Source organism: Escherichia sp. WS1368 (assembly GCF_046487485.1).
GTDB classification, from domain to species: Bacteria; Pseudomonadota; Gammaproteobacteria; order Enterobacterales; family Enterobacteriaceae; genus Escherichia; species Escherichia coli.
This window is the reverse complement of record NZ_JBJQJI010000034.1, coordinates 1-11,553: the sequence shown is the minus strand read 5'-3', so window position 1 is coordinate 11,553 and position 11,553 is coordinate 1. Positions and strand designations below refer to the sequence as shown.

Sequence of the window (11,553 nt, the reverse complement as noted above, 5' to 3'; positions counted from 1 at the left end):
CCAGGGCGGAGACAGCTTCGCTGGCTCCGTTCACGACAGCCCGCCCCGCCAGGGGGACGCCCGGAAAAGGCATAAGCAGGAGAACAACAAAACAGACAATAATCAGGGCAGTAGAAAAAAGAAGAACAGTAGCAGTAGCAGTAGCAGTAGCAGTAGCAGTAGCAGTAGCAGTAGCAGGAACAACAACATCATCAGTAACAGACAAATGACAGGTCTGAAAAGACAGAAGCCCCCATCAGAACGTCCGCGTAATGAAAGGGGCGGCGCGTGAGCGCGGCCCCTTTCAGCGCCACCGGCGCGCGGTTTTTTCCCGGCGCGGACAGACGGGCATTTATCCTCCCGCCAGCCCTGTGTCATCAGGCACGCAAACGAATAATCATCGTCGGGACATCGGTATAAGCAAACGTGCCGCGCGGCAGCTCCTCGCGGACGTCAGAAAACGGTAACAGCTTCTCCTGCTGGCGTGGCCCGTTGAGACAGACGGCAACCAGAACGCCCCCCGGACGCAACAGGGAAAAAGCCCGCAGGATATGCCGGATATCCTGCCCGTGACTGAACGGCGGATTCATAATGATCCGGCTGTAATACTGCACCGGCTGCCATTCCATGAAGTCGCCACACTGTACCCTGACACCGTTAAAATTTTCCCGCAGATACCGGACCAGCCCGCTGTTAATCTCCACCGCATCACACATGGCCTCCGGCGCGGTATCCCGAATCGCCCGCAGTATGGCCCCGGTGCCGGCAGAGGGTTCCAGAATGTGATCACGGTTGCTGATTTCCGCCAGCGTCACCAGGCGATCACAGATCGGGGCAGGACTCACAAAAAGCTGAGATTCAGCCCGGATTTCAGCAACCGGCGCGGCGTTATCCAGCCTTGCGCGCATCAGCCGGATACGTTCTCTTAACTGACTGTGCATATCATTATCTCCGTCATCCCCCGGGGATTTCCCGGGGGGATATACCTTATTTCTGTGGGATTTCCGTGATTTTCATGTCGGTGATATACACATTCACCAGACGGAAATTATTGTCCATTGTGCGGCGGTAGCGGTATGCCCCGTGGTCTTCTGCTTCTTCCACACTGCGCACGGCCTTACAGTCCCGGGGCAGGGCGGCCCACTGCGCCTTTGTCATTTCCCGGAAACCTTCCCCCGGATAGTTGACTACCGGCGGACGCTTCGCGGCCTGACTGGCGACGGCAGCCTCTTCTGCCGATGGTGCTTTGTAGTCCGTGATGCGATCGGGCGTCACTTTCATCGTGCCGCTGTACCCGAGAAAACTGTAATTTGGCGTTGTGACTGAACTCACCGCCCCGTTGCTTTTGTTCACGCGGATGATAGTCAGCCACTCGCCCCGGCTGAAAACCTGTCCGCCCGGCTCAAAATCCTGTGTCCGGGTAACCACGCCGCCGCTTTCGTCCAGCATGGCACGCTCATAGATCAGGCGGTTCTGATAGTGGTTAACCCAGCGTTGCTGATGCTGAATCTGCCGTTCATGACAGCGGATCGCAATTTCGCGGGCCTGCTCCGTGGTGATGATGTCATCATCCAGGGCCGACCATAACGACCGGCTCCCTTCATACTGGCTTTTTTCTGCCGGGCGCGGATACGTATCCAGCGGGAAACAGGCGCTGATATGGTCATGACTGCTGATGAGTTTTGCCATATTCAGATCCAGCGATTCAGCCCGCCACATCGTCAGATATTTCTGCGACTGTGCGATGGTCTTTTCAGCCTTGCGCAAATCAGCTTCGATTTTTTTGATACGACGCCAGCGAACGTCCGGGCGTTCTTTATACTTCGCGTGAAGCAGTGCCGACCGCGCCCGTTCTTCCCAGTATTCCGCACGTTCAAAGAGCATCACGGCACGTTTCATGCCGTTTTCAATACGCTGCGCATCACGACGGGCGCGGCGTTCGCTGTGATGCCCCACAAGAATGGGCTGACCGGGCGGGATCATCGCGGCCAGTCTTTCCACTTCATCAAGTGCCTGTGCGGATTCACTGGCCCGCTTTCCGCTGTATCCGGTAAACCGCTCCGCCCGTGCTTCCTGACGTTCAGCGAGCGTGCTGTCTTCATCCTCAATCTCTCCGGCAAGTGAGAGGAGCACGTCTTCCCGGCCCGGTGTCCAGGCTGGCGCGACAAACAGCGCCTGTCTGGGTGCCCAGCGGAAACCGGCATCATGCACTTTTTTATACGTCTCCGGGTCAAGACGTGACGCGGCATACAGGCGCAGTTTGTTGTCATCCGGTGAGTAGGTCGCGCGGTACATCTGCACAGGGCTGGCGGCTTCCGGGGCGGTCATGGTGATTGCAGCTAATGTCATAAAATGTTCTCCTTCCGTCTGTTGCCGCCCCTCGCGGGGCGGCTCACCTCATCAGTTAAAAGCGCGTTTCAGTTCGAGTGTGCGGAGCACCTGCCCGAAAGCCGTATTTTTCATGGCGGGGATGTGTACACCACGTCCCCGGTGAAAACTCCGGGCAATGTGTCGCCCGAAGGCTTTCAGCACGGGGTCAATTTCCGGCGCGGGGATGTCTTCGCGTCTGAAACGGGGATGACGGCGGGGCTTTACAGCCGCTGCGGAAGGTGAAACAATACTTACCGTCATAAATGAAACTCCTTATGACTGTTGAATGGAACCGCAGAAACTGCTCGAACAGTTTTTGCGGTGTGGATTAAGCAGGTCCTCCCCGGCCTGCTTTTTTCATATCTGCGTCTGACGTTCTCCGGTGTTTTCCTCCTTCTGTTCCTGCGTTCTCATTACCTGCCAGCCGGATGACTGACAGAACAAATAAATGCGTATTGCCGGAGCCTGAAATAAATCCTGATTTTTAAAGAACATCACCCGTTGAGTTTCGGGAGCCGCGGTTTTGACGTTTCGCGGGAACCTGCTGCTGTATTCCCTGTGGTATGAACTTCACCCGTTTGAGAACCTTCGCCGCAAGGGGCATCACTGCCACGGCCTGACGCACCTGTCCTGGGCAGAACGCAAAATTTTTTACCGGTTTTTGGGTAAAAAATTTTGTGGGCTGTTCATTTACCCTGGACAGTCAGTGCGGCAGGTTGTGGCTGTCTATGCCCCCGGCGACAGGGACTCATACGGGTGTGTGGCACCCGGCAGGCAATGAGCAGGGGCCCGCCGCAACGACGGAGAGCGCGTGCGCGAAACGGCGTTGCCCCTTACATCCCGGCGGCCTTTTGCCGGGATGCCGGGAGCGCAGGCCACGGCGCGACAGAGGCGGCGCGACCGGAACGGTCGCTGCAAGCCAGGGGTTTTCACGCATCGGACCGTAGCGGCAGCCCGAAACCGCGCCAGCGGGTTCGGCGGAGACTGGCAGGTGCGCCAGCAGCTGCCTGTCGGAGTCGGGCCTGACGACCGGATGCCGCCAGGCAGCCGGGAGCCGAAGGTGCGCCCGGCAGACAGAACAACACTGCAGTAGTCAGAATCAGAGCAGTAGATAAAGGAACAACAACATCAGGAACAGTTCCATAACATAAGAAAGAAACACTCCTGAGTCAGACACATCACAGACGGGAAGGGTAACGGGCGACGCGCCAGCGTGGCCCGCTTCCCTTCCGGCAGGCGTCAGCCTGCCAGGGGTTTTCGCGCGGGCTGACAGGCGGCCTCCACCGCCTGCCCCTGTATCACCTGTTTATGCTGCCCTGAAGGATGTAGTGACCGCCGAGGAATACAGCCTGCTGATTCGCCACAAAATCGCAGATTTCATCAACAATCTGCGCAGTGGTGAGCGGTTTCTGCCCCATTTCACGACGCCGCGCATTAATCACGGCTTTGTAATTGCGCAGAATTTCGCGGGTTTCTGTGCTGATATTCATGACATGTGCTCCCCGTCCAGCGCCTGTAACACAACGTCCATTGCTTCGCGTTCTTCCCTGACGAATGCGTCACCGTCGCCCCCGTTCTCGCTCCCGACGGCATACAGGCGCTTCATTTCACTGCCTGCCAGCGCCATCACTTTTTCCAGCATCACCGCCGGAACTGTCACCTGACGGCTGGCGCGCTTTTCTTCCATCAGCTCACGAACAACGTCGTGAACAATGCTGACATCCGCACCATGCGCAAAGGCATCGTCCAGTCGCTGCATGACGGTTTCCAGCTCATCGTCTGTCAGACTCCAGTCCTGGGCTATGTGACGCACATCCCCACGGGTCAGCACCACGGCAAAAACGCATTCACTGTCCGGCACGTCTGTGTTCAGCACTTCGCGGATAATTTCTTTAACAGTACAGTACATGTTCTCGTCTCCTTTACAGGGGCGGCATTGCCGCCCCGTCCGTTAATCAGTCCAGTGCCGCGTAAATCGCGTTGCATTCGGGGTGAAATTCGATGTGACGCCACAACTGCGCATCGCGCATCCGGTAAAGCTGGGTCAGTCCTGCATCCCCGCTGTCGTGGTACAGCCACAACTGGCGGTTAATCACAAGGGAAGTCAGAATGATGCCTGCGGCATCAGCACTCACGGTACGGTCAAACCAGTTTGCACCGTTCACCATGTGGAAACGGTCGCCATCCGGCATCATGTAACCGCCACCGTCCGGCAGGCGGATGAAGTGCCAGAAGCCTCCCTGATATTCCGGCATCATTTTTTGCGCCAGCGCGTACACATACGCCTCGGCATACAGAAAATCGTTGCCAAACAGATACGGTAGAAAGGAGAGACGGTCGCACTCTTCAACGTTCAGAGTGACAGGTTTCGCATATTGCATGATGTTTTCCTCCGTTGTTCACATATTCCGCGACACCGGGCGGTGCCGTGCCTCCATAAAAGCCGGGCGATAAGGCGGGGATGCACAGGGCGCAAGGGAAGCCGCAGCCTGACGCACACGGCTGGCGGGAGTTGGAGGGTGAGACCGCGAAATCTGAGCGGGTGAACGACCGGAAAATCACGGCAGACGGGAAGGAGGGACCGGGTGACCGCAGCGGCGAAGCGTACCCTTGCATCCCTGCCAGCCCGGCTACGATGGAGGCACGGCACAGCCCGCACACGACGCTGAGGCCACATAACTGAAAACCCACAAGGCCATGCCCCGCATGGCCGGGTAAAGCGGAGCCGGCGGCGACTTCCTTTGTGCTCTGTCCGGGGACCGGCAGGAAAAAGGCGGGGATTTACCCCGCCAACGTCATCATTTCCGGATTTTTGCCAGGGCATCCGCCATGCTGCGGATTTCGGCCCGGGCTTCCCGGACCACCTCCCGCAGAACACCACGGTCAAACCAGCGGCGGGGCGGTTCATCCGGTATACGCAGCACATCGCAGGCCAGCCCACTGGACAGGATATGCTCAATACAATCGCTGACCAGGTACATTTCCACCGACGAAAAACGTGCTCCCCGGTTCACGATGGCATCGAGCACCACGGGCAGGTTTTCGTCATCTTCATCGAGCCAGCAGGGGTGATCGCTTTCCTTCACAACCAGACGAAAGCGGCGCGTCTGGCGAGTCAGCAACGTCTGACCGGTGGTGGTCAGCGCCGCCCGGATACGCCGCGCATCTTCTGCCACCCGGCAACTGACACTGCGTACCGCATCGCGCACCGCCGCAAGTACAGCCCTGATTTCGTCTTCGGTCAGCCATTCTCCGGCATACGGGAAAGACACCTGCGTTCCGTCTGCCGGAAGTACCGGCAGCGACTGCCACTGACTGCCGGACAGTACCAGTTCCGCCCCGGTTCCGGTCAGTTTCTGAATGGCGGAGGCCAGGAGCGGCGGCAGTACGCCGCCGTGACGGTTGATAAGTAACGTCGCCAGCCGGGGCGCATCCAGCAGAACATAAATGCTGATCCAGCCCGGATACTTCGGGTTACGCTGGTCAACATCCGTCTCTTCCGGCCAGCCCTGCGCCAGCAGCAGGTTGCGGGCGTGACGACAAATCAGTGCGTTCAGCGTGCTGTTTTCGTTCATGATTAAGCGTTCTCCCTGTATCGCCGCCCGCAGGGCAGGCGGCGATAACATCAGTCGTTTTCGTGTGTGTTGTTTTTCAGCAGGGTGCGGGCCTGATTAACCACCTCCTGACGGCGGGTGACGCATTCCGGGACGGCGAGGCCATGATCCCGGGCGGCCCATTCACGTTTCCACAATGCCTGTTCAGCGGTCTGAATCAGGGACGCCAGCAGTTCAGCAGGGACGGTCACCAGGCGGTTTTCGCTCTCGTTGCGGATAATCTCCATCACCGCAGCGGAAGAAATACCGGACTCAATCCGCTGGTCTTCCGGGATGTCCTCCAGGCGTGCCAGGACGGTCCTGATTTCATGACCGGTCAGAGAAATTTCCATACCGTCAGCCAGTGCCTGAATCTCTTCCGGGGACCAGATAACCAGCATCAGCGGCATGTCTCCCGGATACTTTACTGCCAGCTCCCGGCATAGCGTTTCGCATGTTCCGTACATTCTCGTCTCCTTCTCAATCTTTAAAGCACGCTTCCAGTTCCAGAATTTCGGTATATGCCTCCATCAGGAGGCGGTTTGCGCGAAACAGCGTCTGACGCACCAGACGTTCCGGCAGGGTGTCGGCATTAAAGCTGTACCGCTGCTCCATCTCATTCATGGTTGTACGCAGGTCGCACATGGCATTGGCCACCTCCGCCACTTCGGCGCGCAGTTTTTCGTGTCCTGCATAGTTCATTTACGCAGCCTCCGGCATAAACCAGTCATCATTCGCGGCCCCCTGCTGCATGGCCCGTTGCACGGCGGCAAGGCGTTGCTGCCCGGCACGGTGATACTGCTCAAGCAGCTCGATACCGATATACCGGCGTCCGGACTGGAGGGCGGCGACGCAGGTTGAGCCGCTGCCTGCAAACGGGTCCAGCACAATTGCGTTCGGGTGTGTGAAGCTCTCAATCAGCGGTTGCAGGCTGGTAACGGGCTTTTCCGTCGGGTGATGGCGATTGCCCGAATATTTCCAGCCCAGCACGTCCGGCAGCGGGTTTTGTGGCAGACGTGGACGGCCTTTTGCCAGGATGTAGGCACATTCGTGGCGATAGCCCACATATGCGGCCTTCGATGTGTAGTTTTTGGTGAAGACCAGGTGACCAACAACGCTGAATCCCGCATTTTTCCAGGCGGCCATAAAGCGATCGACGCGGTTCCAGCCATAGAAGCTCACCATTAACGCGTCTTTTTTGAGTACGCGGTACATTTCATTACAGGCTGGTTGCAGCCATTCATCGGTTTTATCGCCGGCGATGGTGCGCCCGGAACGGTCACGGAAACCGACGAGATACGGCGGGTCGGTGAGGATGAAATCGACAGCATTGCCCGGAAACGTGGCCATAACACGCACGCAGTCACCCAGGATAAAACGGGACATAACAGCACTCCTTCTCTTACAGAGGGCACCGGGAGGGCACCCCTGTGGTGCCCGTTCCCCGCTGCCTGTGGGCTGTTCACCGCGTCCGGTAACGGGTCAGGCCGACCGTGGAATACCGCAGCCGTCGTCTTTTTGACGGCGAGGATATGCCGCGAAAGCGGCTTGAAGGGCGTTCATCAGAAAAGGGCGACGGGCTGGCGTACACTGTCACCAACGCCAGCCGGGAGCGGTAAAAGCGCCCGTCCCGTGCCCGGCCGGACGCGGGACACTGACCACAGGCAGCGTTCCTGCCGCGCCGCGTCAGCCGGCGCAGTAAAAAGAGGAGCCCGGCGACATCTTTTGTTACCCGCCAAACAAAACCCAAAAACAACCCATACCCAACCCAATAAAACACCAAAACAAGACAAATAATCATTGATTGATGGTTGAAATGGGGTAAACTTGACAAACAAACCCACTTAAAACCCAAAACATACCCAAACACACACCAAAAAAACACCATAAGGAGTTTTATAAATGTTGGTATTCATTGATGACGGTTCAACAAACATCAAACTACAGTGGCAGGAAAGCGACGGAACAATTAAACAGCACATTAGCCCGAACAGCTTCAAACGCGAGTGGGCAGTCTCTTTTGGTGATAAAAAGGTCTTTAACTACACACTGAACGGCGAACAGTATTCATTTGATCCAATCAGCCCGGATGCTGTAGTCACAACCAATATCGCATGGCAATACAGCGACGTTAATGTCGTTGCAGTGCATCACGCCTTACTGACCAGTGGTCTGCCGGTAAGCGAAGTGGATATTGTTTGCACACTTCCTCTGACAGAGTATTACGACAGAAATAACCAACCCAATACGGAAAATATTGAGCGTAAGAAAGCAAACTTCCGGAAAAAAATTACATTAAATGGCGGGGATACATTCACAATAAAAGATGTAAAAGTCATGCCTGAATCTATACCGGCAGGTTATGAAGTTCTACAAGAACTGGATGAGTTAGATTCTTTATTAATTATAGATCTCGGGGGCACCACATTAGATATTTCTCAGGTAATGGGGAAATTATCGGGGATCAGTAAAATATACGGAGACTCATCTCTTGGTGTCTCTCTGGTTACATCTGCAGTAAAAGATGCCCTTTCTCTTGCGAGAACAAAAGGAAGTAGCTATCTTGCTGACGATATAATCATTCACAGAAAAGATAATAACTATCTGAAGCAACGAATTAATGATGAGAACAAAATATCAATAGTCACCGAAGCAATGAATGAAGCACTTCGTAAACTTGAGCAACGTGTATTAAATACGCTCAATGAATTTTCTGGTTATACTCATGTTATGGTTATAGGCGGTGGCGCAGAATTAATATGCGATGCAGTAAAAAAACACACACAGATTCGTGATGAACGTTTTTTCAAAACCAATAACTCTCAATATGATTTAGTTAACGGTATGTATCTCATAGGTAATTAATGATGGACAAGCGCAGAACCATTGCCTTCAAACTAAATCCAGATGTAAATCAAACAGATAAAATTGTTTGTGATACACTGGACAGTATCCCGCAAGGGGAACGAAGCCGCCTTAACCGGGCCGCACTGACGGCAGGTCTGGCCTTATACAGACAAGATCCCCGGACCCCTTTCCTTTTATGTGAGCTGCTGACGAAAGAAACCACATTTTCAGATATCGTGAATATATTGAGATCGCTATTTCCAAAAGAGATGGCCGATTTTAATTCTTCAATAGTCACTCAATCCTCTTCACAACAAGAGCAAAAAAGTGATGAAGAGACCAAAAAAAATGCGATGAAGCTAATAAATTAATTCAATTATTATTGAGTTCCCTTTATCCACTATCAGGCTGGATAAAGGGAACTCAATCAAGTTATTTTCTTACCAGTCATTACATAATCGTTATTATGAAATAATCGTTTGCACTGTCTCTGTTATTCAGGCAATTTCAATAAAGGCACTTGCTCACGCTCTGTCATTTTCTGAAACTCTTCATGCTGCATTTCGATTTTTCTTCTAAAATCATAACTTGCATACCTGTTCTTTTTATGTATATCCAGATCTATTTTTGTGACGAGTTCAAACCACAATGATAGCACTCCCCATGCAGCGTTATGAAACATTTCCGCAACAGATTTAGAGTCTGTATTAACCGCTTCAGTCATGTAGTCGCTAATACGTTCTGCAGTGATTTTCGTTATTTCATCGTAATTCATTTTATCCCCTACAAGACTATTTAATGGAATGAAAAATATTTGGTCTGATAACAATGCTCCTGAATTAACACCTGCAGGCTATGTTAAAGTTGCCCTCACACACAATCTACCTGTTTTCTCGTGTGTGTCACAGGCGCAATACATAAATAGTCTGGCCATTAAGTTCGTAACGGATTTCGTACTCGCCAGCAAAAATCCGTCTGACATCCCTGGTTTCAAACTGAAACAACTGTTCATCCCATACGTGGATGAGTTAACAGAATGACCGGCGCCTGTGTCAGGGACTACACCGTTTTGGCTGCAGCTGGTTTACTGACCAACGCCAGAAAATCATATAACTGCGTCAATGTCAGCGTATCCAGCGCGACTGTATTATTTTTCTCTGCAACCAGAATATTGCATTAGGTTATTACCAGGTGTTCTAATGTACAGGTAAAGACGTTCTTTATAATCTGAAATCTCTACTTTTAATCCCTCAGACTTTGCCTGCTGAAAGCCCTCGTCAAGGTGCGCTTTTATTAGGTTAATGTCTGGATGTCTTGTATCGGGGGCAATTCTGTATTGGTGTAACGATGGGGTGGATGTTCCCTGCAATAAGACCTCCAGATAGAGATTGGCACAACCATTCCCATTATTTCTAATAGTTTATTGGTAATCACAAACTGTATATTTAGCCATTATATTGAATCCTGTGAAGTAAACGGCGACGGCTCAAAATTTTATCAAACCTAAGATAATTCTACCATCAAAGTTAATAATTTGAATTTATATGACGGCTCTATGGGGGGGTAAAAATCCCCGTGCAGAGAGGCGATTTTCAGAGTTGAAAACGTCGTCGTTAAGAACACCAAAGTCAGTACCACCAACCCGGAAAGTAGCTTCATGCACCGGGACAACAGCAGTTTTGGTGTCCGAAATCGTACAATTCTGTACATCTACGCAAGGAAATGTACGGAAGTAAGCCAAATGGTTATCGGACGGTCGGAACATTTCGTACAGCCTTTACGTTCAGTGAGTTAGCTGGCCTAGATGTAACCACTCGTTCAACTCAATTCTCTTAGCGTGGGAAAATTTCCGTTTTCCAAGCGGCCCCCTCAAGCGGACCCCTTATAGTACAATAATTTTCGATATCCAAACTGCCCCCAATTACATCTCCAGTCTCTGGCAGCAGAGATCATATATTTCCATTGCCGCCGTAGCCACGATATTCTGGCTATTCACAAAAACAATTTAGCCCCAAAGCGCAGTAAAAAAGTACACTATGAAGGTGTATGATACCTTCATAGTGCTTAAGTAATTATGAGTAATATAATCTGTGTAAACTACTAATTGCTTCACCGTCAGTGATTAAATGCGTAGCTGTTCCTTGTCTTATATAATACCTATTTTCAAAATGACAGACTTCTCCGACACTTTTTATTTCGATTTTTAAAACATGCAGTCCTTCATATGAACATAATGAAATATCTTTTAGTATTTGTTGTTTCAAAGCCTCATTAAAATTAAATGATTCTATTTTTTGTTTTATGAACAGAAAGTAATTATCTATGTTTTTTGATTGAATTACAGCTTCATGATCAATTCCATTGATATAATAGCCATTGCACTCAATAGGGGTAACACCATATAAAGTCTTAACTCTGTCTGCCGTAGCTTTGGTATCGGAAACACCAACTAAAATATAACCATTAGATTCTCTACCGATGTTATTTATGGCGACAGCCGTTTGGACTATATTAATGAAACATTCTTCGTCTATTTTATTCTCGCCTGAGAGAATAAATAATCCCTGTTTGGTAATGACTCCAACTTATTGATAGTGTTTTATGTTCAGATAATGCCCGATGACTTTGTCATGCAGCTCCACCGATTTTGAGAGGCACTGTTGCAAATAGTCGGTGGTGATAAACTTATCATCCCCTTTTGCTGATGGAGCTGCACATGAACCCATTCAAAGGCCGGCATTTTCAGCGTGACATCATTCTGTGG

Annotated in this window: 17 protein-coding genes and 2 pseudogenes; 3 read left to right on the top strand and 16 right to left on the bottom strand. The window is 51.8% G+C overall.

The window, feature by feature from the left end:
* Nucleotides 1-102: 102 nt before the first annotated feature.
* From ACJHYD_RS24280 to ACJHYD_RS24225, 12 genes are all read right to left on the bottom strand, one after another.
* Nucleotides 103-357 carry a hypothetical protein gene (locus tag ACJHYD_RS24280; protein ID WP_012615294.1) on the bottom strand — a complete coding sequence of 85 codons (255 nt, stop codon included), beginning with the start codon at nucleotides 355-357 and terminating at the stop codon, nucleotides 103-105.
* Nucleotides 357-920 carry a class I SAM-dependent methyltransferase gene (locus tag ACJHYD_RS24275; RefSeq protein WP_015059007.1) on the bottom strand — a complete coding sequence of 188 codons (564 nt, stop codon included), beginning with the start codon at nucleotides 918-920 and terminating at the stop codon, nucleotides 357-359. The genes ACJHYD_RS24280 and ACJHYD_RS24275 overlap by 1 nt, the downstream gene beginning before the upstream one ends.
* Before the next feature lie 46 nt (nucleotides 921-966).
* Nucleotides 967-2,328 carry a DUF3560 domain-containing protein gene (locus ACJHYD_RS24270; protein ID WP_000170695.1) on the bottom strand — a complete coding sequence of 454 codons (1,362 nt, stop codon included), beginning with the start codon at nucleotides 2,326-2,328 and terminating at the stop codon, nucleotides 967-969.
* A gap of 51 nt (nucleotides 2,329-2,379) precedes the next feature.
* On the bottom strand, nucleotides 2,380-2,610 hold the full coding sequence (locus ACJHYD_RS24265) for a hypothetical protein (protein WP_000218642.1): 231 nt from the start codon (nucleotides 2,608-2,610) through the stop codon (nucleotides 2,380-2,382).
* A gap of 1,037 nt (nucleotides 2,611-3,647) precedes the next feature.
* Entirely contained in the window at nucleotides 3,648-3,839 is a 192-nt protein-coding gene (locus tag ACJHYD_RS24260) for a hypothetical protein (RefSeq protein ID WP_001027493.1), read from the bottom strand.
* Complete coding sequence (locus ACJHYD_RS24255; RefSeq protein ID WP_000271762.1) at nucleotides 3,836-4,258, bottom strand: DUF1380 family protein; 423 nt, start codon at nucleotides 4,256-4,258, stop codon at nucleotides 3,836-3,838. The genes ACJHYD_RS24260 and ACJHYD_RS24255 overlap by 4 nt, the downstream gene beginning before the upstream one ends.
* A gap of 46 nt (nucleotides 4,259-4,304) precedes the next feature.
* Nucleotides 4,305-4,730 carry an antirestriction protein gene (locus ACJHYD_RS24250; RefSeq protein WP_001198928.1) on the bottom strand — a complete coding sequence of 142 codons (426 nt, stop codon included), beginning with the start codon at nucleotides 4,728-4,730 and terminating at the stop codon, nucleotides 4,305-4,307.
* A 417-nt stretch (nucleotides 4,731-5,147) separates the two neighbouring features.
* A complete protein-coding gene (locus ACJHYD_RS24245) occupies nucleotides 5,148-5,924 on the bottom strand; it encodes a hypothetical protein (protein WP_001383963.1) in 777 nt (258 codons plus the stop codon).
* 50 nt (nucleotides 5,925-5,974) lie between these two features.
* Nucleotides 5,975-6,409, bottom strand: coding sequence for a DUF1380 family protein (locus ACJHYD_RS24240; RefSeq protein ID WP_000274503.1), 435 nt, complete (start codon nucleotides 6,407-6,409; stop codon nucleotides 5,975-5,977).
* Nucleotides 6,410-6,422: 13 nt separating this feature from the next.
* The gene (locus tag ACJHYD_RS24235) at nucleotides 6,423-6,644 is read right to left on the bottom strand and encodes a hypothetical protein (RefSeq protein ID WP_001104881.1); all 222 of its coding nucleotides are present in this window, start codon (nucleotides 6,642-6,644) and stop codon (nucleotides 6,423-6,425) included.
* Nucleotides 6,645-7,328, bottom strand: a complete 684-nt coding sequence (locus ACJHYD_RS24230; RefSeq protein ID WP_000085883.1) for a DNA methylase — start codon at nucleotides 7,326-7,328, stop codon at nucleotides 6,645-6,647.
* A 76-nt stretch (nucleotides 7,329-7,404) separates the two neighbouring features.
* Complete coding sequence (locus tag ACJHYD_RS24225) at nucleotides 7,405-7,632, bottom strand: hypothetical protein (protein WP_170942586.1); 228 nt, start codon at nucleotides 7,630-7,632, stop codon at nucleotides 7,405-7,407.
* Here ACJHYD_RS24225 and ACJHYD_RS24220 point away from each other — a divergent pair.
* The 3 genes from ACJHYD_RS24220 to ACJHYD_RS24210 all read left to right on the top strand — a co-directional run bounded on the left by ACJHYD_RS24220 (nucleotide 7,533) and on the right by ACJHYD_RS24210 (nucleotide 9,160).
* Nucleotides 7,533-7,739, top strand: a complete 207-nt coding sequence (locus tag ACJHYD_RS24220; RefSeq protein WP_306173356.1) for a hypothetical protein — start codon at nucleotides 7,533-7,535, stop codon at nucleotides 7,737-7,739. The genes ACJHYD_RS24225 and ACJHYD_RS24220 overlap by 100 nt on opposite strands.
* A gap of 105 nt (nucleotides 7,740-7,844) precedes the next feature.
* Nucleotides 7,845-8,807: a plasmid segregation protein ParM gene (parM, locus tag ACJHYD_RS24215; RefSeq protein WP_000959884.1), complete on the top strand. Its 963-nt coding sequence runs from the start codon at nucleotides 7,845-7,847 to the stop codon at nucleotides 8,805-8,807.
* A gap of 2 nt (nucleotides 8,808-8,809) precedes the next feature.
* Nucleotides 8,810-9,160, top strand: coding sequence for a plasmid partitioning/stability family protein (locus ACJHYD_RS24210; protein WP_000361389.1), 351 nt, complete (start codon nucleotides 8,810-8,812; stop codon nucleotides 9,158-9,160).
* A gap of 122 nt (nucleotides 9,161-9,282) precedes the next feature.
* Here the strand turns inward: ACJHYD_RS24210 and ACJHYD_RS24205 are convergent, their stop codons facing one another.
* The 4 genes and pseudogenes from ACJHYD_RS24205 to ACJHYD_RS24190 all read right to left on the bottom strand — a co-directional run.
* A complete protein-coding gene (locus ACJHYD_RS24205; protein WP_001333089.1) occupies nucleotides 9,283-9,564 on the bottom strand; it encodes a hypothetical protein in 282 nt (93 codons plus the stop codon).
* Nucleotides 9,565-9,691: 127 nt separating this feature from the next.
* Nucleotides 9,692-9,926 (bottom strand): annotated as a pseudogene (locus tag ACJHYD_RS24200) (type II toxin-antitoxin system RelE/ParE family toxin).
* Between the two features lie 935 nt (nucleotides 9,927-10,861).
* On the bottom strand, nucleotides 10,862-11,305 hold the full coding sequence (locus ACJHYD_RS24195) for a hypothetical protein (RefSeq protein ID WP_370726574.1): 444 nt from the start codon (nucleotides 11,303-11,305) through the stop codon (nucleotides 10,862-10,864).
* A 69-nt stretch (nucleotides 11,306-11,374) separates the two neighbouring features.
* Nucleotides 11,375-11,440 (bottom strand): annotated as a pseudogene (locus ACJHYD_RS24190) (IS1 family transposase); the annotation flags it as partial.
* Nucleotides 11,441-11,553 lie beyond the last annotated feature (113 nt).